The following is a 21,625-nucleotide window of genomic DNA, read 5'->3' on the forward strand; positions in this document are numbered from 1 at the left end:
AAAAAATCAAGCTTTTTTAGAGACTAAGTTCGCCACTAAAAACCCAACAAAAGCGGGTAACACCCAACCTAAACTATGCTTTGCAAACGGAATTAAGTTTACAATAGTTGTTAAACCTTCTGATGGACTTAAAAACCCAATAACATCAGGAATACTAAAAACAAAAGTCACTAAAACCACCACTCTAAACACTAATTTAGAAGCATACTTATTCGGAATTGCATTTAACAAAATCAATACAATAGTAATAGGATAAATAAACAATAACACTGGTAACGCATAGACTATAATAGTATTAAAATCTAATTGCCCAACCACAACACCAAAGACACATGCAATTGTCGCGGTAACCGCATATACGGTTTGAGAATTATTAATTAAGCCTTTAAAATAATCTGCAGTTCCAGTTACAATACCAACAGCTGTTGTAAAACATGCCAAAGCAATTAATACACTTAAAACCGAATACCCAAAAGCACCAAGCGCTTTAACGCTAATCCCAGTTAATAAGTTAGCACGTTGCATATCGCTATTTAAACTACTGTTTATGTCTATTTCTGCACCATAAGAAGCACCAACCGCAATAAGACCAGCGTAAATTATAAACAAACCAAAACCCGCAATCAATCCTGATTTTTTAATCAGGTCCTTTTTAGCTTCAAAAGAAGCCTCTGTTTTTAAATTAATAGAAATTATAATTACTGCTCCTACTACTACTGCTGCAATCGCATCAAAGGTTTGATACCCTTCCAAAATACCAGATACAATTGGTGTATCCATTGTTGTTGGATTAGTAATCATTTGTGTAGAATATAATCCGATACCAATAACCAGTAATAAAATAATAACAATAAAAGGCGTCAAATACTTACCTATTATATTTAAAATCTTGGAACGGTTTAAGGCAAAAATCAGCACTAAAATAAAGTATATACTACTTGTTAATAAAGGCGAGGTTCCAAAATTTGGATGTATCGCTATCTCATGAGTTGCTGCTGCGGTACGTGGCGACGGAATAGCAACCGCTATTAAATAAATTAGTATGCAATAAATAAAACTAAAAGTTGGAGATACTTTTTTTCCAAAATCATATAACGTCCCTTGTAATTTAGCATGCGCATAAATACCTATAATAGGAATTGCTACTGCTGTAATAATAAAGCCTAAGGTTACCCAAAACCAATTCTCACCTGCATTATATCCTAAAAGCGGTGGTAATAATAAATTTCCTGCACCAAAAAACAGAGAAAACAAAGCAAAGCTTGTTATTAGAAGATCTTTTGTTCTATTCAAAATTAGTCTTGTTTAATTAGTTTTAAATCTTCAAAGTCAAAGCTAAAATCTGTTACAGGTGCAATAGGCTTTAAGGTAGCACTTACTGCCTTGCCTGTTTCGTCAAAGCTAAATTGCACATAGCAATCTGCATCGTAACTTCTATTATCCCATTTAACAATAAATGTTGTGGCATTATAAGGTAATAAACTTCCTTTTAGTGTTTGAGATTTATCTGAAAGCAACCTTAAATTAGTTCCGCTTTGCGTAATACTAACCTTTCCAAACCATACATCTTTATATGCTCCTACAATAGCATCCGCTTTTGGAATAATAGCACTGTTTTTCATTTTAGCTACTTGATCAAAAACTACTGTTTTTAAACTGTCATTATATGTATACCACTCGGTATTGTTTCTTCCTAATTTATCTAACCAATTACGATCTTCGTAGCCTAAATAACTATCTTTAATAGTATTAGTTATCGTTGTAAAAGCAGACCCATTCATCTGATTAGTTAATACCACAATTGCTAAATCTAAATCCGGAATCATAGTAAATTGCGTTACCGTTCCTAATAATCCACCAGTGTGATATACTTGCTTATAACCTCCTTTTACATCTGTTAAAAACCAACCTAAACCGTAGCCTTTAAAGTTTGAATTATAACTATCGTTAGCACTTACTTTTAAAGGCGTCTGTAATTGCCAAAGCTCATGGAATTGTTTTTCACTTAACAAACGCTCGCCTTTTGCAGTCACAGCATCATTCATTAAAAACTGTGCCCAAGTTAACATATCGTCCACGTTACTCATAATCCCTCCTGCTGGATTTGCCAATGGACTCCAATCATGCGGAATCTGAACCAATTTACCATCAGCAAGCGTATGGGCTTCAATAATATTAGACTTATCTGTCACACGATTATAAGATGCTTTACTGTTAGTCATCCCAACCGGTTTCATTATTTTAGTTTCAATAAATTCTTCCCAAGACAATCCACTAACTCGTTTTAAAACCTCTCCTGCAATAATAAACATGTTATTATTGTAAGCAAATTGACTTCTAAAAGAGCTCTCGGCTTCTAAATGACCAACATTTTTAAGCACATCACTAACATTAAAATCGGCTTCCGGAAAAAACATTAAATCTCCTGCACCAAGTCCCATTCCGCTTCTATGCGTAACCAAATCTCTAACCGTAAACTGCTCCGTTACCCAAGCATCTTTTAATTTAAATTCAGGAATATGCTGTCTTACTTTATCATCCCAATTAAGCTTACCTTGATCCACAAGCATTGCTAATGCAAAACAAGTAAATCCTTTACTGTTAGAAGCCACACCAACTAAAGTGCTATTATCCATCTCTTTTTTATTAGACATAGCGCGCACACCATGACCTTTAGCATACACCACTTTTCCGTCTTTAATTACACCAACGGAAATCCCTGGAACGTTAAAGGTTTTTAAAGTGCTCTCAACAAGTTGATCTAGTTTAGCCTCTTCAATTTGAGCAGACAAAGTCATGCTTGCAAAAAAAGCTATGGTATAAAGGAAAGGTTTTAATCTCATAATTTGATAGTTTATAATCTAGGCAATCAAATATAGTAAATAGTTAATCAAAACAACTTACTAAAAACAGTACAAATCTTATCTTTGCAGGCTATGATTTTAACTTACAAAGGTATATCCATTTCTTATTCTGTTTCTGGACAAGGTAAAACAGTCACCTTATTACACGGTTTTTTAGAAAACAGTACGATGTGGAAGGATACCGTTACCAATCTAGAACGCACACATCAGGTCATTACTATAGATTTGTTAGGACATGGTTTAACAGACGCTTTAGGTTACGTGCACACCATGGAAGACTTTGCAGATGCAGTAGATGCAGTACTTACCCATTTAAACATTACAAGTACTACGCTAGTTGGCCACTCGCTTGGTGGTTATGTTGCTTTGGCTTTCGCCGAAAAAAAGCCGAATACTATTGAGGGACTGTGTTTAATGAACTCGACACCTTTTGCAGACAGCCAAGAACGTATCACACTTAGAAACAGAGCCTTAAAAGTCGCAAAGACTAACTACAAAAACTTAGTTAGCATGTCTATTAGTAATTTATTTTTTGAAGACAATAGAATTCGTTTTGAGGACGCTATTGAAAATATTAAAACCGAAGCTCTAAAAACACCACTTCAAGGTTACGTTGCCACACAAGAAGGCATGAAAATTAGAACTGACAGAACTAAAAAATTAGAAAATTTAAACTGCAAAAAACTAATTATTGCTGGTAAAAACGATCCCATTTTATCTAAAACAGACCTGCATCAATTAGAAAAATTAAATGGTGTTACGGTTACTATTTTAGAAGGTGGACACATGTCTCACATCGAAAACAAAGAAGAATTCTTACAAGAAATAATGCGTTTCATCGAATAAATAGTGCTTTTTGACGTTTAATTGGTTTTTTATCCTACTTTCGGTAAACGCTATATATCAGATTTTTACAAAATGTATAAAATCTAACAAAAAAACGAATCATGCACAAAGTACCACAAAAACAATCTCTTAAAGGAAAATTATACTGCTCCGTATTCGGACACAACTTTCAGGTCAGTAAAAAAATCACTTATCACGTTAAAGAATACCAATGTTGTCATTGCAAAAAAGAAATGACTACTAATAGTAAAGGAAACTTAACAGAGTTAACACCAAAATATAAAGAAATTAATTATGTACTAAAGCGCATACACAAAAACAAGCAAAAACGCTTTGCTGCACAAGCACTAAAAAATGCACCATTAAAACTATCGTCTTAGTCTTTATCAAAGCTATTCCAACCTTGCGCTGTTAATGCAATTTTTTGATCACCTCTAGTTACTAAGTGTGCTCCAGAAGCTTCATCTGTAATAAAACCAATCACGGTTAAATTTGGATTCGCTTTAATTTTTGGAAAATCTTCTTGAGAGATCGTCATTAATAGCTCATAATCTTCACCACCACTTAAAGCAATGGTTGTGCTATCCATATTAAACTCCTCACTTGTAGAGATTACTTGAGGGTCTAATGGTAATTTATCTTCGTATAAATCACAACCCACCTTACTTGCCTTACACAAATGTAATATCTCTGAGGATAAACCATCACTAATATCAATCATAGACGTTGGCTTAACTTCTAATTCTTGCAATAGTTTTACAATATCTTTTCTAGCTTCAGGTTTTAATTGACGCTCTATTATATAAGTATACGCATCTAAATCTGGTTGACTATTTGGGTTAACTTTAAAGACTTCTTTTTCGCGTTCTAACACTTGAAGTCCTAAATAAGCACCACCTATATCTCCAGACACTACTAACAAGTCGTTAGGTTTTGCACCACTTCTGTAAACCTCATCGCCTTTTTTAACTTGACCAATAGCAGTTACAGAAATAATTAATCCAGAGGTTGATGACGTCGTATCACCTCCTACCAAATCAACATTATAAATTTTACAGGCAGTTTCTATTCCAGCATACAACTCTTCAATCGCTTCTAAAGGAAAACGATTAGACACCGCAATAGATACAGTAATCTGTGTTGCTTCTGCATTCATAGCATAAACATCAGACAAATTAACAACTACAGCCTTATAACCCAAATGCTTTAAAGGCATATAGCTTAAATCAAAATGTACACCTTCTACTAAAAAGTCTGTACTTACAACCACTCTGTTATCACCAAATTCCATTACAGCAGCATCGTCACCAATGGCTTTAATAGTAGATTGTTGGGTCACCTCAAAATGTTTTGCTAAATGATCAATTAAACCAAATTCTCCTAATTGGCTTAAGTCCGTACGTTGTTGATTTTTATCTTCTATCATACTGCAAAAATACTAAGCTTAATTTAATAGTAGCTCTAAAAAATTCTAAATTGTCTTAATATTCAAAAAACGAATTTATTTTTATTAAAAATTTAACATTTTAACACGTGAAAAACGCATTTCACTACTATTTCCATTAAATTTGTTCTTAAAAATTAAGAATACCTCAACCAATGTCTATTTCAAAAAAATTACTATTTATACTCCTTTTATGTACTACACAATTAACACTAGCACAAAGTCCTTGTGTTAACGGGTTTGCAACACAAACAATAAATGGTGTAGAAACCAGCTACCCTTGTAATGGCTATGACTTGTTATCGCGCATACCAATTTCGACATTAGCAACAACACTGGGTAACGAAGAAGGGAGTGATTTATGGGGCTGGACGGACCCTTTAGACGGAAAAGAATATGCCATAATAGGGACAACAAACAGTACCGCTTTTGTAGATATTAGCGACCCAATTAACCCTGTTTTTCTGGGACGAATAGAAACCGCAAACGGAAACACCTCTTTCTGGAGAGACATTAAAGTTTATAATAATCACGCTTATATTGTTGCTGATGGTGTTGGTAGTCACGGAATGCAAATTTTTGATTTAACCACATTGCGATCTGGTGTAAATGACGATTTAACTTTCACTAACAGTTCTATAGACGGAAATGTAAAAGTATTTACTGGCGACAACGGAATTAATATTGGTAGTTGCCATAATATTGTAATTAACGAGTCTGAAGGCATAGCTTATTTAGTAGGCTGTGGTGGCGCTGCCAGTGGCGGACCTGTTTTTGTAGATATCACAACGCCATTATCGCCAACCATAGTTGGTAGCTATTCAGGAAAAGGTTACACACACGATGCACAAGTTATTACATACAACGGAACAGATAACAATGTAACCAGTCCAACAGTAATTGGAGTCTCTAGTTATATAGGTAGAGAAATATTATTAGCCAGCAATGGTGGATCAAATGACAGAGTCGTACTTTTAGATGTTACCGATAAAAACAACCCTCAGTTTATTTCAGAAATAACGTATCCAAATCCCGGTTATGCACACCAAGGTTGGTTTACTGACGATCACAGATATTTTATTTTCGGAGATGAAACAGACGAACAAAATTTTGGATTTGGTACACGTACTTTCGTGTTTGATATGTTAGATTTAGACAACCCTGTTTTATCAACTACTTACGAAGCTTCAATAGCAGCAATAGACCATAATGGTTATGTTAAAGACGACACTTTTTATTTAGCAAATTATAGAGCTGGGATGCGTGTATTAGACATTCCTACACTTATTTCTGCTAATAACAGCAATTCTGAAACCGGTTATTTTGACACTTACCCAGCTAGCAATAGTGCTAATTTTAATGGTGCTTGGAGTATCTACCCTTATTTTGAGAGCGGTAATATAATTATTAGTGATATTGAAAGAGGTCTTTTTGTGGTAAGAGCAAGCAACAATCCATTAAGTACCAAAGACTTTAACTTAGACTCTAAATTTAGTTTGGTACCAAACCCAACTAAAACCAATTCAAAATTAACAGCTAGTAAAGGTCAAACTATTACTTCTGTAGAAGTGTATAATGTGATTGGTAAAAAGCTTTTTTCTAAAAACAATATTAATCAAGACAGTATCGTTTTACCAACAACGGATTTATCTAATGGATTATACTTAGTAAAAATAAACAATACGACTACTAAAAAACTAGTAATCAACAAATAGACACAAACTAAGAGGATAAAAACCAAAGCCTTTTAATAGTTAGAAAAAGCAATTCACAGATGTTTAAATTAAAAAATATAGTCGCTATAACCTTAACCGCTATTAGTGTCCTGTTTTTGTCTTGCAAAGATGAAACCTTAGAAGAAATAGAGCCCGCTACAAATACATTAGCCCAAGGTAACTTAGAGACTGTTACAACATTAGGAGGATCAAAAAACGAAAGCGGTCAAGCAGTAGCAAAAACAACAGATGGCGGATGTATTGTCCTAGGATTCACACAATCCATGGATGGAGATATTACCACAAAGACTGATGAAAGCTACGATGTTTGGGTTTTAAAATATAACGAAGATCTAACTTTAGAATGGACTAAAACTTTTGGAGGTACCAATGACGAAAGAGGTCATGACATCATCCAAACTCAAGATGGTGGCTACGCTATAATTGGGTTTACGTATAGTACTGATGGTGATGTTACATCAAACAATGGACAAGAAGATTTTTGGATTATAAAACTAGACGCCCAAGGAAACCTACTTTGGGAAAAAACCTATGGCTATTCTGGAATAGATACTGGACACGCCATTATACAAACTAATGATGGTGGTTATTTTATAACAGGTGTTTTAGATGTAACATCATCTGGAGGCGCTGGTAATACAAGATCTAACCAAGCACAACATGCAGGTGGTGACTACTGGGCTTTAAAACTAGACCCTACAGGAAACATCCAATGGAGCAAATACTTTGGAGGCTTTTTTTCGGATACCGCATATGACGCTATTCAAACTAACGACGACAGCTTTATTATAATTGGATCTTCTGATAGCGAAGACACAGACATTAGCAACAATATAGGTTCTTATGATTTTTGGATTATTAAAACGTCAAATACAGGAGAAACCATATGGGAAAAATCTTTTGGAACTACAGAAATTGACGAAGCTAGAGCAGTGATTAATACCACAGACGGAAACTATCTAATTATTGGAGACACCAGAGGAGACAATACTGATGTTAGCTCTAATTCCGGCGCTGCAGACGTATGGGTAATTAAAGTGTCGCCTAATGGTGAATTACTTTGGGAGAAAACTTACGGAGGCGAAGGTTTTGATGTTGGACGCGATATCGCTACAACTAACGATGATGGCTTTATTATTAGTGGTAGTTCTAGAAGTGCTTCGGGAGACTTAACGGGCAACCAAGGTCAAAATGATGCCTGGGTGTTTAAAATTGACAACACTGGAAATTTAAAATGGCAAAAAACCGTTGGCGGTTCTAACGTCGATTTTGCTTATGGTGTAACCGAATTAAATAACGGAAAGATAATAGTAGTAGGAGAATCCAGCAGCAACGACGGAAACATCAATGAAAATAAAGGTTTTACAGATTTACTATTAATTGAAATTAATTAAAAACATGAAAAAAATTGTTTCACTTTTAACCTTAGCATTGCTAATTATTGCTTGTAACGAGGATATTGACGATACTACAATTATAACCCCAGAAGTCACCTTTAATTTTACACATCATTGGGATAGCACTTTTATAAACAGCACCAACCTAGAAACCGAAACACTTACAAATGCAAATGGAGAGGTTATAACTATTAACAGAATTAGATACTTAACATCTCATTTTGAACTAACAAATCTTGCAGGAGAAACATACATCTTTGAGGGCTATAAGTTAACGGACTTATCTGACGATGCAACATATAACTTTACACCAGTAGTCAACACAATCCCATCCGGAACATACAATTTAAAGTTTGTTTGGGGTTTTAACGCAGACGATAATACCGATGGAATATACCAAGATTTAAATTCAGAATCATGGAATTGGCCAGCCATGCTTGGTGGCGGTTATCACTTTTTACAATTTGATGGTATGTACAATGTAGATACTGCAAACCCGTCTCCTTTTAACTTTCATAATGGAACTGCAAGAGTTAGCGATGGTGTTTTTGAAGACAATTTTGCAGTCATTACATTTGATGCACCAATAACCATTTCAAACAATACAACTATTGAAATTAAAATGAATATCGCCGAATTGTTTAAAAATCCAAACACTTGGGATTTAAATGTTTTAGACACACCTTTAATGCCAAATTACGAAGCGCAAAAAATGATGCAACAAAATATTTTGAGTGTTTTTAGTTTAGGTGAAATAACACAATAAACATGAAATTTTGGCCACTATATAGCTTGCTTTGCGTAATGCTTTTCAATTGTGATTCTAAGGAAGATACTCCTGAGGATAACTACGTCCCTATTCCTTATCAATTAGAAATACCAGTACTTTTCCAAACCAAACTTATAGCTCCAATAATCCCATTAAGTAATACCTTAACTATTGAAGGTGTCGCATTAGGTAAACGTTTATTTTTTGACAACATCCTTTCGGTAAACAATACAAAAGCCTGCACTAGTTGTCATTTGCCACAAAATGCCTTTACAGACCCTAATCAATTTAGTAGCGGCGTAACAGGAATTCCTGGTAACAGAAACAGCATGCCTTTATTTAATTTAGCATGGAATTTTGATGATAAATATTTCTGGGACGGTCACGCTTTAGGATTAGAAAATCAAGCTTTAGAACCTGTAATTAATGCTAACGAATTAGGAAATGATAGCTGGGAACCTATTGAAGCAAAACTGAACAACCACGACCAGTATCCTTTATTATTTAAACAAGCCTTTGGCACTGAAACCATAACTAGACAACTTGTAACAAAAGCGATTGCACAATTTGAACGCACATTAATTTCCGCTAATTCTAAATTTGATCAATTTTCAAATGGCACAGTAACTTTGACACCTCAAGAAGAAAATGGATTAGCCATATTTATGGATGAGGATCGAGGCGACTGCTTCCATTGTCATGGTAATCCAAACAACCCATTGTGGACAGACAACCAATTTCATAACAACGGTTTAGATGCTACTTTTACAGATTTAGGTTTTGGAGCAGTAACAGGAAACCCAAACGATAACGGTAAATTTAGATCTCCTTCATTACGTAATTTAGCCTACACAGCACCTTACATGCACGATGGTAGATTTGCAACTTTAGATGACGTAATTAACCACTACAGCACAGGGCTTACAAACTCTTCTACTATTGACCCTTTGATGAAAAAAGTTAATCAAGGCGGTGTTAATTTAAGCCCGCAAGACAAAGCCGATTTAAAAGCCTTTCTTTTATCATTATCAGATCCAAGCTTCATTAACAATCCCGATTTTATTCAGTAATAAGAAAAACCTATAAAACCATATGCTAATATAATGTTAGTTGCTATTGAAAAAAGCGACTGATGTTGTATCTTTGCACTCTATTTAGATAAATTCTAATTAACAGGTATGATAAAAGTTTCTGACACAGCTAAAAAAAAGGTTATCGAATTGATGACTGATGATGGCTATAATGCAACCACAGACTACGTTCGCGTAGGTGTGAAAAGTGGTGGTTGTTCTGGTTTGTCTTATGATTTAAAATTTGACAAAGAAAAAGAAGATGAGGATAAAGTTTTTGAAGATAATGATGTAAAAATCATTGTTGACAAAAAGAGTTTCTTGTACCTAATTGGTACCACTTTAGAATATTCAGGCGGATTAAACGGAACAGGTTTTGTGTTTAATAATCCAAACGCCAACCGTACTTGTGGATGCGGAGAAAGTTTTTCATTATAATTAAACTTACAGACAAAATATGTCAAAGTATACAGAGGACGACCTTAGAGAAGAATTAAAAACCAAAGAATACGAATATGGTTTTTTTACAGATATAGAATCTGAAACATTCCCTATTGGTTTAAATGAAGACATCGTTCGTGCTATTTCTAAGAAAAAGGATGAGCCAGAATGGATGACAGAATGGAGATTAGAAGCTTTCAAAGTTTGGAAAACAATGAAAGAGCCAGATTGGGCAAATGTAAACTACAAAAAACCAGATTTTCAAGCCATAGCTTATTACTCTGCTCCTGTAGCGGTTGATCCTAATAAAACATTAGACGACGTAGATCCAGATCTATTAGCGATGTATAAAAAATTAGGAATCTCTGTTGATGAGCAAAAGAAGATGAATAACGTTGCAATGGATATTGTAGTAGATTCAGTTTCAGTAGCAACAACATTCAAAAAAACGTTATCAGAAAAAGGTATCATTTTTATGAGTATTTCTGAGGCTATAAAAGAGCATCCAGAATTAGTTAGAAAATATATAGGAAGTATTGTTCCAACAACAGACAATTTTTACGCAGCCTTAAACAGTGCAGTTTTTAGTGATGGATCGTTCTGTTATATTCCAAAAGGCGTTAGATGCCCTATGGAATTATCAACATACTTTAGAATTAACCAAGGAGGAACAGGACAGTTTGAACGCACACTTTTAATTGCGGACGAAGGTAGTTATGTCTCTTACCTAGAAGGTTGTACAGCACCTAGTCGTGACGAGAACCAATTACACGCAGCAGTTGTAGAGCTGATTGCAATGGATGATGCTGAGATAAAATACTCAACCGTTCAAAACTGGTACCCTGGAAGTGCAGAAGGTAAAGGTGGTGTTTACAACTTTGTTACAAAACGTGGATTATGCGAGAAAAACGCAAAAATCTCTTGGACTCAAGTAGAAACAGGAAGTGCTGTAACTTGGAAATACCCATCTTGTATTTTAAAAGGTGATAACTCTGTAGGAGAATTTTACTCGATTGCAGTAACTAATAACTACCAACAAGCAGATACAGGAACTAAAATGATTCATTTGGGTAAAAACACCAAATCAACTATTATTTCTAAAGGTATATCTGCAGGAAAATCACATAACTCATACAGAGGATTAGTACAAATAGGAAGTCGTGCAGACAATGCGCGTAACTTCTCGCAATGCGATAGTTTATTAATGGGTAATGAGTGTGGTGCACATACATTTCCATATATAGAAGCTAAAAACAAAACGGCTCAAATAGAGCACGAAGCGACTACAAGTAAAATTGGAGAAGATCAAATATTTTACTGTAACCAACGTGGTATTGATACAGAAAAAGCAATTGCTTTAATTGTAAATGGTTTTAGTAAAGATGTTTTAAATAAGTTACCAATGGAGTTTGCTGTAGAAGCACAAAAATTATTGGAAATTTCTTTAGAAGGATCTGTAGGTTAATAAATAGTAATGTAAATGAAAAAATTAGCAATTCTTTTTATGTTTATCGCTTGTATTAGCTGTAAAACAAACGAAGAACAAACCTATACAGGCGGCTTTGTATATTATCAAGACGCTGCTGTTTTTCAAATGGGAAATGTAATTCATGGTGTAATCTTAAATAATAAGGTTGATCAAATTATTACCCAAGCTAAAGCCTTTCAACAAGCACCAACAGACATGGTGGAAATTGAGGTGATAGGCGAGTTAGTTCCGAAGGGAGACCAAGAAGAAGGCTGGCCATATAAGCTAAAAATAAATAAAGTTATCAGCGTAAAAGCTTTAGCTCAAAATAAAAACGACGTTATCAAACTAGGAAAATAAGTAATATGTTAAAGATAAACAACCTACACGCAAGTGTTGAAGACAAGTCCATATTAAAAGGAATTAATCTTGAAGTAAAAGCAGGAGAAGTACATGCTATCATGGGACCAAATGGTTCTGGAAAAAGTACTTTAGCTTCTGTAATTGCAGGAAAAGAAGAATACGAAGTAACGGATGGTAACATTCTTTTAGACAATGAAGACATCGAAGACTTAGCTGCTGAAGAGCGTGCACATAAAGGTGTGTTTTTATCTTTTCAATATCCAGTAGAAATTCCTGGAGTTAGTGTTACTAACTTTATGAAAACTGCAATTAACCAAACTAGAAAAGCAAAAGGTTTAGAGGATATGCCAGCTAAAGAAATGCTGCAATTAATCCGTGAAAAATCTGAGCTTTTAGAAATTGATCGTAAATTTTTGTCACGTTCTTTAAACGAAGGATTTTCTGGAGGAGAAAAGAAACGTAACGAGATTTTTCAAATGGCAATGTTAGAGCCAAAATTAGCTATTCTTGATGAAACTGATTCTGGATTAGATATCGATGCTTTACGTATTGTAGCTAACGGAGTCAACAAACTAAAAAGCAAGGATAATGCTGTAATAGTTATTACACACTACCAACGTTTATTAGATTATATCGTACCTGATTTTGTACACGTTTTATACAATGGAAAAATTGTTAAATCCGGAGGAAAAGAACTAGCGCATGAGTTAGAAGAAAAAGGTTACGACTGGATTAAAGAAGAAGAAGACGCTAAAAATAATTAGTAGTAATCAGTATTAGTTTTCAAAGACAAACTAAACTAACTACACAATATTTTATAGTTTCAAAATCAATAAATAGTACCCAGCCAAACGTTGTCTTTATTATGATATTAATAAAAGCAAGCTGTAGCTGAAAACTGAACAATATGAGTTTAAAAGATAAATTAGTATCCTCTTTTATAGCATTCGAAAATCATGTAGATATAGATTCTAAAATACATGACATTAGAAGCGAAGCAATAAAAACGTTTGAAACAGAAGGTTTTCCTACTAAAAAAGACGAAGCTTGGAAATACACGTCATTAAATAGTGTTTTAAAACACGATTACAGCGTGTTTCCAAAGCAAGAAAACGCATTAGAGTATAATGATATAAAAAAATACTTTATCCACGACATAGACACTTACAAGATTGTGTTTATTGACGGAAAATACTCGTCACACTTATCAGAAACGACTCATGACGGACTTGATGTGTGTTTAATGTCAGCTGCCTTAAGCAAGCCTAAATACCAGTTGGTAATAGACAATTACTTTAATAAAATCGCAACAAAAGATGGACTATCATCTTTAAACACTGCGTTTTCTAAAGAAGGTGCTTACATACACATTCCTAAAAATAAAGTGGTTGCAAAACCAATACAAATATTACATTTCTCTACAGGAAATGAGTCGACGTTGTTATTACAACCACGTAACTTAATTGTTGTTGAAGAAAATGCACATGTACAAATAATAGAACGTCACCAAAGTGTTACAGACAATCCAGTTTTAACTAACTCGGTTACAGAGATTGCTGCAAACAAACGTGCTATTGTAGATTATTACAAAATACAAAACGATAATAAAAATGCGTCTTTAATTGATAGCACATTTGTTGATCAAAAACTCGAAAGTCACGTGTCTGTTCATACGTTTAGTTTTGGAGGAAAATTAACGCGTAACAACCTTAACTTTTACCAAAATGGAGAGCACATGGACTCTACATTAAACGGTGTAACTATTATTGGAGACAAACAACACGTTGATCACAATACATTAGTACATCATATAGAGCCAAATTGCGAAAGCCATCAAGATTACAAAGGGATCTTTAACGATAGCTCCACTGGTGTTTTTAACGGTAAAGTAATTGTTAATAAAGAAGCACAAAAAACAAATGCGTTTCAATCTAACAACAACATATTGTTAAGTGACAAGTCAACAATAAACTCTAAACCTCAACTTGAGATTTTTGCAGATGATGTAAAATGTTCTCATGGGTGTACGATTGGACAATTAGACGAAAGCGCTTTATTTTACATGAAATCTAGAGGTATTCCTGAAAAAGAAGCTAAAGGGTTATTAATGTATGCGTTTAGTAACAACGTTTTAAAATCTGTAAAAATTCCAGAATTAAAACAACGTATCACAAAAATTATAGCAACAAAATTAGGTGTTAACATTGGTTTTGATTTGTAAAAAATATGGATATTTTAAACATTTCGAATAAAGTTTTCATCAAATTAATTAGCATTTGCTTGCTAATTGCAATTGTTACCGGAGGTCTTTTTTACATGACTAAAGGTGGTTTTTTTGATGGTATATTATTAACTTTTGTTGGATTATCATGTACTTATATGTTATTGGTACTTTCGGTTTTTGTTTTTAAAAACCTGACTAATTTACTAGCAAAAGGTAACATAAAAACTTATCAAGTTGCTTTAGCGCTAATAGTAACACTTGCTATTTGCGTGTCATTATTTATTATGCTATTTAAAGCCATATCAAAAGCGTTTTAATTTATTACCAATTATGTTAGATATCAATAAAATACGTCAAGACTTTCCAATACTTAAAAGACAAGTAAATGGTAAACCGTTGGTGTATTTTGATAATGCTGCCACATCACAAACACCACAACAGGTTATAGATGTAATAGTAGATTATTATTCTAACTATAATGCAAATATACATAGAGGCGTACACGCACTAAGTCAAGAAGCAACGGATAAATACGAAGAAGCAAGACTGACAATACAACATCATTTTAATGCTGAAAAAGCACACGAAATAATATTTACGTCAGGAACAACGCATAGTATAAATTTAGTTGCTAATGGTTTTGCTACACTATTACAAAAAGATGACGAGCTTATTGTATCTGCTCTAGAACACCACAGTAATATTGTTCCTTGGCAAATGTTATGCGAAAAAACAGGCGCTATACTAAAGGTTATTCCAATGACTTTGGAAGGCGAGTTGGATATGGACGCGTACTCTAAATTACTTTCAAATAAAACAAAACTTGTTTTTGTTAATCATATATCAAATGCTTTAGGAACAATAAACCCTATAAAAAGTATTATTGATCAAGCACATAAAGTTGGTGCTGCAGTATTGATAGATGGCGCACAAGCTTGTCCACATATCAAACCTGATGTGCAAGCTTTGGATGCTGATTTTTATGTAACATCTGCTCACAAAATTTGTGGACCGACAGGTATTGGAATGCTATATGGTAAAGAAGCATGGCTTAATAAAATGCAACCCTATCAAGGTGGTGGAGAAATGATTGACCAAGTCACGTTTGAAAAAACAACATATGCTGGTTTACCTCATAAATTTGAAGCAGGAACACCCAATATTTGTGGTGGAATAGCTTTTGGTGCTGCATTGGATTACATGAATGCTATCGGATTTGATGCAATAGCAGATTATGAGCACGAGTTACTAGACTATGGTACAAAACAACTAGAAGCTATTGATGGTCTAAAAATTTACGGGACCTCAAAAAACAAAACTTCAGTTATATCTTTTAATTTAGAAGGTATACATCCTTACGATGTTGGAACTTTACTAGATAAAATGGGTATTGCTGTGCGTACCGGTCACCATTGTGCACAACCAATTATGGCATTTTATAAAATTCCTGGCACAGTCAGAGCATCTTTTGCCTTTTACAATACAAAATCCGAAATTGACGCTTTAGTTGAAGGTGTTAAAAAAGCAAAAATGATGTTATCTTAATAGATTCTTTTAAAAACATCCCTTCTTCCTAATTTACCAATCTTAACTTTAGAACGTTTTTATATATTTTCACTTCATCGAAAATATTAATAAAAAACTAACAATACGTTAACGTTTTAACATTTATAATATATATTGAGCTTAATTAACTTAAAACCTTTATTATAAATGAAAAGAATATTTTTAAGCTTAGCTATCCTAGGGCTACTGTTCACATCATGTAATGATGACCAAAACGAAGCAATAACAGATGATCAATCAAAAGTAGACATGTCTGACTTTTATTTATATACAGATGCAGATGTTGACGAAACTTCTAGACAAGCACAAGGCAGACCAGTATGTCACTCAATGGTCAACCTAAATAGACTATTAAACGAAAACCCTGGATTGGACAAAAAAATGTATGATATCGAATATCAAACACGTTCGTTAATAAATGCAAAAGGAAAGCCGGGAGGCGGAAATGGAAACGGTAGCGGAGGAGGAACTGGCGGAAGCGACCCTGTAGATAACCTTGGCGCTGTAAACATCCCTGTTTATGTGCATGTAGTATACAGCAACTCGCAACAAAACGTTAGTGATTCTCAAATTAATTCTCAAATCACTGTATTAAACGAAGACTTTAGAGCTTCTAATAGCGATGTAAATCAAGTTCCTTCAGAATTTGCAAGTTTAGTTGCTGACTCTGAAATAAACTTTACATTAGCTGGAACATTTAGACATTCAAACTCGACATCTGCTTGGAGTACTAATGATGCTGTCAAAACAGCATATCCTCCAGTAACTCCATCTACGCATTTAAATATTTGGGTATGTAACATAAGTGGAGGTATATTAGGTTATGCACAATTTCCTGGTGGACCATCTGCAACCGATGGTGTTGTAGTACTTTACTCTAGTTTACCTGGAGGAGCATCTGCACCATACAACCAAGGAAGAACTTTAACACATGAAGTTGGTCACTACTTAAACTTACGCCATATTTGGGGTGACGGTAGATGTAAACAAGATGATTTTGTAGCGGATACACCTTCTTCAGATGGACCAAACTACGGATGCCCATCATTCCCTACTGTTAATTGTAGAACAACAGATATGACCATGAATTATATGGATTACGTAGATGATTCTTGTATGTACATGTTTTCTGAAGGTCAAAAATCTAGAATGAGAACTATATTCCAATCAGGCGCTTCAAGAGCTGCATTAGTTGGAAATTAAAAATAAAATTGATTTTAAATAAAAAGACGCCAACTTTGGCGTCTTTTTTGTATTATTAAGTTAAATAAACAATACTTCATAAAAATGAAAACAATTACTATTTTACTTTTTTCTATTCTTCTTAACAGTTGTGGTTCAACTCAAGACACAAAAAGTAGCTTAACTCAAGATATGTCAGCAACACCACTTAACGGAACTTACAGTGTAACTACTCTAGAAGGTAAAGCAACAACTAATTCTAAATTATCAATAGGCTTTGACAATGCTACAAATCGTGTTTATGGTTTTTCTGGCTGTAATAATTTTTTTGGTACATATGCAGTGGATGGAGACCAAATCACTTTTAGCCAATTAGGATCTACTAAAAAAATGTGTCCAGAAGCAGAAAACACAATCGAAACCAACTTTCTAAAAACACTACAAGAAACTACAAACTACAAAGTAGCTGGTAACGCCATTACATTATTACACAATAAAAAAGAACTACTTAACGGTATGCAAGCATCGGATACTGCAGATACACAAAAACAAGATAACGGAATGTCATTTAGATACTCAGCTGCAACTAGAGGTAGTTATACGTTAATAGAAATAGATCAAAACACTATAAAATCACAATTTAATAGATCAGAAAAAGCAACAGTAAAAACCTGTAGTAAAGCGGATTGGTCAACATTACAAGATTTAACAGATAGTATAGATATAGAAACTCTTGAAAAGCTTGACCCACCAAGCAAAGCGCATCAATATGACGGTGCAGCAGCAGCAAGTTTAACCATCATAGTTAATGGTAAACAATATAGTACGCCCTCTTTTGATGCCGGAAATCCTCCAGCAGCAATCGCAGTACTAGTAAACAAGATTTTTGCACTAACCAAATAGCACACTAAACAAGAAGCGTAAAATTTTCAAAATTATCTTTAAGACTTCTTTAGTAATTAATCAGTGAATATTGATTAATTTTGTACCTGAAATTATATTGAAAATGCAGACTATAAAAGAAATACAAGACGAGATTATTGATGAATTTTCCATGTTTGAAGACTGGGAAGAGCGTTATCAATACATGATCGATTTAGGAAAATCATTACCGCTTATAGCTCCAGAATACAAAACAGAATCCAATATAATCAAGGGTTGCCAAAGTAAAGTATGGGTACATGCAGAGCTTAATGATGATCAAATAGAATTTACAGCTGATAGTGATGCCATTATAACTAAAGGTATTATTGCTATTTTAATACGCGTATTTTCTAATCAGCACCCAAAAGATATCCTAGACGCAAACACAGATTTTATCGACGAGATTGGCTTAAAAGAACATTTATCTCCAACACGAGCTAACGGTTTAGTAAGTATGATCAAACAGATAAAAATGTATGCCATAGCATATCAAACACAATTAAATTAATTCGCTTAAGCGGAATTAAAAAAAACAAATTTTCTTTTTAAAAGGAAATGAAAAAGTAAAAAATGAGCGAGACTACAATAGATACAGCAGAATTAGGAGAAAAAATAGTAAAGGTTTTAAAAACCATTTTTGATCCAGAAATACCAGTAGACATTTACGAATTAGGATTAATTTACGATGTTTTTGTTAACGAAGATTATGATGTAAAAATCTTAATGACATTAACAACACCTAACTGTCCTGTTGCCGAAACGTTACCTTTAGAGGTAGAAGAAAAAGTAAAATCTTTAAACGATGTTAAGGATGCCGAAGTAGAAATTACTTTTGATCCACCATGGACGCAAGATTTAATGAGTGAAGAAGCTAAACTAGAGCTTGGTATGCTTTAATGCCAAAACACAATGGCTAGACAAGCACCAAAATCGCTAAAAGAAGGTAATAAAACCAATCTCAAAAAATCTTTTAGCGCTTTAATTTATATCCCTAGATTTTTTAAAGAAATCTGGAACACCAATAAAAAACTATTTTTAGGCTCTGCTTTTTGCAGACTTATTGGTGCTGTTTTACCAGTTATTATTCTATGGATTGGTAAAATAATAATTGACGAAATTATAATACAAACCAAATTAGATGCTTCGGACCTTACACAGCTTTGGACCTATGTTGGTATCGAATTTGGTTTAATTGTATTATCTGATTTAATTAGTCGCGCCATACAATTGACGGATAGTTTATTAGGTGACGCCTACTCTATTGACACCTCTGTAAGAATCATAAAAAAAACCAATCAAATAGATATTAGTCTACTTGAAGATTCTGAGTTTTACGATAAATTAGAGCGTGCCAGAACACAAACCACTAGTCGTGTTGGTTTAATGTCAAATGCATTAGGAGAAGTACAAAGCTTAATATCCATTGCAACACTTGTTGCCGGTTTAATATACTTTGAACCCTATCTAATTATCCTTTTAGTATTAAGTATTATTCCGTCTTTTATAAATGAAATCTATTTTAGTCAACAACAATACTCCTTAGCTAGAGGTTGGACTGCAGAACGAAGAGAATTAGATTACTTAAGATTTATAGGAGCAAATGATAAAACAGCAAAAGAAATTAAACTATTTGGTCTAACAGACTTTGTAGTAGACCGTTTTAAAAACCTATCTCAAGAATATTACGACCTCAACAAAAAACTAGCAATAAAAAGATCTGCTTTAGGTTTTGTCTTTAATGTTTTGGGAACCTTAAGTTATTATGGTGCGTATGTGTTTATAATTTATCGTGTTATTTCTGGCGTTATTACTTTAGGAGAATTAACCTTTTTATCGGGTGCTTTTAATAGATTAACAAGAAACTTACAAGACTTCTTTTCTAAGTTTACACGTATATCAGAAAGCGCATTATATTTAAAAGACTATTTTGATTTTATTGATATTTCAATAAAACCAAAACATAACGAGGATATGCCACTACCAGAAACGATAAGTGAAGGGTTTGAATTTAAAAATGTGGAATTTTCTTATCCAGAATCTGACAACAAAATATTAAAAGGGATTAGCTTTAAAATTAAAGCAGGAGAAAAATTAGCATTTGTTGGCCAAAATGGTGCTGGTAAAACAACATTAACTAAGTTATTATTGCGCTTTTACGAACCTACGTCTGGCGAAATATTATTAGATGGCGTTAATATTAATAGATTTAACAAAGCAAAATATCAAGCTTTTTTTGGTGTGATTTTTCAAGACTTTTTTAAATACGAATTTACCGTTAGAGAAAACATAGCTATTGGCGATATTAAAGAAATAAACAATCAAGAAAAGATTGAAAATGCAGCCGAGCTAAGTTTAGCTAACCAAGTGGTGTCAGAACTTAAAAAAGGTTACGACCAACAACTAGGAAAACGTTTTGCTAAAGGACAAGAATTGTCTGGTGGACAATGGCAAAAAGTAGCATTAGCTAGAGCGTATATGAAAGATGCTAAAGTGATGATTTTGGACGAGCCTACCTCTGCTTTAGATGCTAAAGCGGAAAGCGATGTTTTTGATCGTTTTATAGGTTTAACAAAAGACAAAACCAGTATTATCATTTCGCACAGATTTAGCACTGTAAGACAAGCAGACAAGATTTTAGTACTAGACGAAGGTCGTGTACTAGAAATGGGTACACATGAAGCGTTAATGGCTAACCAGTCATTATATGCCGACTTATTTAAACTACAAGCAGAAGGTTACCAATAATATTACTTATTTTTAAATTATGGCTGAAGAGATTATTAATCGCGTTGCGAATAGCAAACTAGTAACTATTGACCTTGAGGATTATTATCCAAAGGGAAAACGTGTTGTGCTAGATATTAAGGATTGGTTGTTTCAAGAATTGGTTTTAAAAGAGCAAGATTTTAGAAATTACATCAAAAATCATGACTGGAGTCAGTATCAAAATCAGTACGTAGCTATCACATGTAGCGCCGATGCTATCATTCCGGATTGGGCTTTTATGTTACTGGTCGTAAATTTACAGCCTTTTGTCGAAAAGAGCCATATTGGTACACTTGAGGATTTAGAGACTGCTATTTACCAAGACATAATTAGCGCAATTGATGGTACTATTTACCAGGATAAGCCGGTTATTATTAAAGGCTGCAGTAAGCTTCCAGTGCCTATAAACGCTTATGTTATGATAACAAACAAGCTTAAACCTTACGCTAAAAACATCATGTACGGCGAGGCGTGTTCTTTTGTGCCATTATTTAAACGTCAACAGCTTCTTTAAAAACACAATCATCTGATTATTAGCTGTTTGTGTTTTTTTGTTATTTTAAGA

22 protein-coding genes are annotated in these 21,625 nt (G+C 33.9%); 19 read left to right on the forward strand and 3 right to left on the reverse strand.

What is annotated here, in order from left to right; translation table 11 throughout:
- Positions 1–6: 6 nt before the first annotated feature.
- Together brnQ and CXF54_RS11255 are read right to left on the reverse strand one after the other, a co-directional pair.
- Entirely contained in the window at positions 7–1,293 is a 1,287-nt protein-coding gene (gene brnQ, locus CXF54_RS11250; RefSeq protein ID WP_101203619.1) for a branched-chain amino acid transport system II carrier protein, read from the reverse strand.
- A gap of 2 nt (positions 1,294–1,295) precedes the next feature.
- A complete protein-coding gene (locus CXF54_RS11255; protein ID WP_101203620.1) occupies positions 1,296–2,843 on the reverse strand; it encodes a serine hydrolase in 1,548 nt (515 codons plus the stop codon).
- Between the two features lie 93 nt (positions 2,844–2,936).
- Here CXF54_RS11255 and CXF54_RS11260 point away from each other — a divergent pair, with 93 nt between their 5' ends.
- Positions 2,937–3,710, forward strand: a complete 774-nt coding sequence (locus CXF54_RS11260; protein WP_101203621.1) for an alpha/beta fold hydrolase — start codon at positions 2,937–2,939, stop codon at positions 3,708–3,710.
- 101 nt (positions 3,711–3,811) lie between these two features.
- Positions 3,812–4,090 carry a hypothetical protein gene (locus CXF54_RS11265; RefSeq protein ID WP_101203622.1) on the forward strand — a complete coding sequence of 93 codons (279 nt, stop codon included), beginning with the start codon at positions 3,812–3,814 and terminating at the stop codon, positions 4,088–4,090.
- Here CXF54_RS11265 and thiL read toward each other — a convergent pair.
- On the reverse strand, positions 4,087–5,136 hold the full coding sequence (gene thiL / locus CXF54_RS11270; protein WP_101203623.1) for a thiamine-phosphate kinase: 1,050 nt from the start codon (positions 5,134–5,136) through the stop codon (positions 4,087–4,089). The genes CXF54_RS11265 and thiL overlap by 4 nt on opposite strands.
- 173 nt (positions 5,137–5,309) lie before the next feature.
- Here thiL and CXF54_RS11275 point away from each other — a divergent pair, with 173 nt between their 5' ends.
- The 17 genes from CXF54_RS11275 (at position 5,310) to CXF54_RS11355 (ending at position 21,574) form a co-directional block, all read left to right on the forward strand.
- Positions 5,310–6,869 (forward strand): choice-of-anchor B family protein, encoded by a 1,560-nt coding sequence (locus tag CXF54_RS11275; protein ID WP_101203624.1) that lies wholly within the window; start codon positions 5,310–5,312, stop codon positions 6,867–6,869.
- A 59-nt stretch (positions 6,870–6,928) separates the two neighbouring features.
- Entirely contained in the window at positions 6,929–8,284 is a 1,356-nt protein-coding gene (locus CXF54_RS11280; protein WP_101203625.1) for a hypothetical protein, read from the forward strand.
- A gap of 4 nt (positions 8,285–8,288) precedes the next feature.
- A complete protein-coding gene (locus CXF54_RS11285) occupies positions 8,289–9,053 on the forward strand; it encodes an MbnP family protein (protein WP_157823438.1) in 765 nt (254 codons plus the stop codon).
- Positions 9,054–9,055: 2 nt separating this feature from the next.
- Positions 9,056–10,126 (forward strand): cytochrome-c peroxidase, encoded by a 1,071-nt coding sequence (locus CXF54_RS11290; protein ID WP_101203627.1) that lies wholly within the window; start codon positions 9,056–9,058, stop codon positions 10,124–10,126.
- A 108-nt stretch (positions 10,127–10,234) separates the two neighbouring features.
- Entirely contained in the window at positions 10,235–10,564 is a 330-nt protein-coding gene (locus CXF54_RS11295; protein WP_090841719.1) for a HesB/IscA family protein, read from the forward strand.
- 19 nt (positions 10,565–10,583) lie between these two features.
- The gene (sufB, locus tag CXF54_RS11300; RefSeq protein WP_090841721.1) at positions 10,584–12,032 is read left to right on the forward strand and encodes a Fe-S cluster assembly protein SufB; all 1,449 of its coding nucleotides are present in this window, start codon (positions 10,584–10,586) and stop codon (positions 12,030–12,032) included.
- Positions 12,033–12,047: 15 nt separating this feature from the next.
- A complete protein-coding gene (locus CXF54_RS11305; protein WP_101203628.1) occupies positions 12,048–12,395 on the forward strand; it encodes a hypothetical protein in 348 nt (115 codons plus the stop codon).
- A 5-nt stretch (positions 12,396–12,400) separates the two neighbouring features.
- The gene (gene sufC / locus CXF54_RS11310) at positions 12,401–13,162 is read left to right on the forward strand and encodes a Fe-S cluster assembly ATPase SufC (RefSeq protein ID WP_090841725.1); all 762 of its coding nucleotides are present in this window, start codon (positions 12,401–12,403) and stop codon (positions 13,160–13,162) included.
- 143 nt (positions 13,163–13,305) lie between these two features.
- Positions 13,306–14,619 (forward strand): Fe-S cluster assembly protein SufD, encoded by a 1,314-nt coding sequence (sufD, locus tag CXF54_RS11315; RefSeq protein ID WP_101203629.1) that lies wholly within the window; start codon positions 13,306–13,308, stop codon positions 14,617–14,619.
- A 59-nt stretch (positions 14,620–14,678) separates the two neighbouring features.
- On the forward strand, positions 14,679–14,939 hold the full coding sequence (locus CXF54_RS11320) for a hypothetical protein (protein WP_143067830.1): 261 nt from the start codon (positions 14,679–14,681) through the stop codon (positions 14,937–14,939).
- Between the two features lie 13 nt (positions 14,940–14,952).
- Positions 14,953–16,167, forward strand: a complete 1,215-nt coding sequence (locus CXF54_RS11325) for an aminotransferase class V-fold PLP-dependent enzyme (protein ID WP_090841731.1) — start codon at positions 14,953–14,955, stop codon at positions 16,165–16,167.
- A gap of 168 nt (positions 16,168–16,335) precedes the next feature.
- On the forward strand, positions 16,336–17,391 hold the full coding sequence (locus CXF54_RS11330) for a zinc metalloprotease (RefSeq protein WP_101203630.1): 1,056 nt from the start codon (positions 16,336–16,338) through the stop codon (positions 17,389–17,391).
- A gap of 84 nt (positions 17,392–17,475) precedes the next feature.
- Positions 17,476–18,273 (forward strand): META domain-containing protein, encoded by a 798-nt coding sequence (locus CXF54_RS11335; protein ID WP_101203631.1) that lies wholly within the window; start codon positions 17,476–17,478, stop codon positions 18,271–18,273.
- 103 nt (positions 18,274–18,376) lie between these two features.
- Positions 18,377–18,802 carry a SufE family protein gene (locus CXF54_RS11340; RefSeq protein ID WP_090841735.1) on the forward strand — a complete coding sequence of 142 codons (426 nt, stop codon included), beginning with the start codon at positions 18,377–18,379 and terminating at the stop codon, positions 18,800–18,802.
- Between the two features lie 62 nt (positions 18,803–18,864).
- A complete protein-coding gene (locus CXF54_RS11345; protein WP_090841737.1) occupies positions 18,865–19,191 on the forward strand; it encodes a DUF59 domain-containing protein in 327 nt (108 codons plus the stop codon).
- 12 nt (positions 19,192–19,203) lie between these two features.
- Entirely contained in the window at positions 19,204–21,039 is a 1,836-nt protein-coding gene (locus tag CXF54_RS11350) for an ABC transporter ATP-binding protein (RefSeq protein ID WP_090841740.1), read from the forward strand.
- 19 nt (positions 21,040–21,058) lie between these two features.
- A complete protein-coding gene (locus CXF54_RS11355; RefSeq protein WP_101203632.1) occupies positions 21,059–21,574 on the forward strand; it encodes a DUF2480 family protein in 516 nt (171 codons plus the stop codon).
- Positions 21,575–21,625: the final 51 nt, after the last annotated feature.

The organism is Olleya sp. 1-3 (genome assembly GCF_002836085.1).
Taxonomy (GTDB): domain Bacteria; phylum Bacteroidota; class Bacteroidia; order Flavobacteriales; family Flavobacteriaceae; genus Olleya; species Olleya namhaensis.

Excerpts from the sequence above, each read along its gene's own strand:
- sufB (WP_090841721.1), top strand. The coding sequence starts at position 10,584 with ATGTCAAAGTATACAGAGGACGACCTTAGAGAAGAATTAAAAACCAAA.
- CXF54_RS11345 (WP_090841737.1), top strand. The coding sequence starts at position 18,865 with ATGAGCGAGACTACAATAGATACAGCAGAATTAGGAGAAAAAATAGTA.
- CXF54_RS11290 (WP_101203627.1), top strand. The coding sequence starts at position 9,056 with ATGAAATTTTGGCCACTATATAGCTTGCTTTGCGTAATGCTTTTCAAT.
- CXF54_RS11285 (WP_157823438.1), top strand. The coding sequence starts at position 8,289 with ATGAAAAAAATTGTTTCACTTTTAACCTTAGCATTGCTAATTATTGCT.
- CXF54_RS11275 (WP_101203624.1), top strand. The coding sequence starts at position 5,310 with ATGTCTATTTCAAAAAAATTACTATTTATACTCCTTTTATGTACTACA.
- CXF54_RS11265 (WP_101203622.1), top strand. The coding sequence starts at position 3,812 with ATGCACAAAGTACCACAAAAACAATCTCTTAAAGGAAAATTATACTGC.
- CXF54_RS11295 (WP_090841719.1), top strand. The coding sequence starts at position 10,235 with ATGATAAAAGTTTCTGACACAGCTAAAAAAAAGGTTATCGAATTGATG.
- CXF54_RS11280 (WP_101203625.1), top strand. The coding sequence starts at position 6,929 with ATGTTTAAATTAAAAAATATAGTCGCTATAACCTTAACCGCTATTAGT.
- CXF54_RS11255 (WP_101203620.1), bottom strand. The coding sequence starts at position 2,843 with ATGAGATTAAAACCTTTCCTTTATACCATAGCTTTTTTTGCAAGCATG.
- CXF54_RS11335 (WP_101203631.1), top strand. The coding sequence starts at position 17,476 with ATGAAAACAATTACTATTTTACTTTTTTCTATTCTTCTTAACAGTTGT.
- CXF54_RS11355 (WP_101203632.1), top strand. The coding sequence starts at position 21,059 with ATGGCTGAAGAGATTATTAATCGCGTTGCGAATAGCAAACTAGTAACT.
- CXF54_RS11350 (WP_090841740.1), top strand. The coding sequence starts at position 19,204 with ATGGCTAGACAAGCACCAAAATCGCTAAAAGAAGGTAATAAAACCAAT.
- CXF54_RS11260 (WP_101203621.1), top strand. The coding sequence starts at position 2,937 with ATGATTTTAACTTACAAAGGTATATCCATTTCTTATTCTGTTTCTGGA.
- CXF54_RS11305 (WP_101203628.1), top strand. The coding sequence starts at position 12,048 with ATGAAAAAATTAGCAATTCTTTTTATGTTTATCGCTTGTATTAGCTGT.
- CXF54_RS11340 (WP_090841735.1), top strand. The coding sequence starts at position 18,377 with ATGCAGACTATAAAAGAAATACAAGACGAGATTATTGATGAATTTTCC.
- thiL (WP_101203623.1), bottom strand. The coding sequence starts at position 5,136 with ATGATAGAAGATAAAAATCAACAACGTACGGACTTAAGCCAATTAGGA.
- sufD (WP_101203629.1), top strand. The coding sequence starts at position 13,306 with ATGAGTTTAAAAGATAAATTAGTATCCTCTTTTATAGCATTCGAAAAT.
- CXF54_RS11325 (WP_090841731.1), top strand. The coding sequence starts at position 14,953 with ATGTTAGATATCAATAAAATACGTCAAGACTTTCCAATACTTAAAAGA.
- sufC (WP_090841725.1), top strand. The coding sequence starts at position 12,401 with ATGTTAAAGATAAACAACCTACACGCAAGTGTTGAAGACAAGTCCATA.
- CXF54_RS11330 (WP_101203630.1), top strand. The coding sequence starts at position 16,336 with ATGAAAAGAATATTTTTAAGCTTAGCTATCCTAGGGCTACTGTTCACA.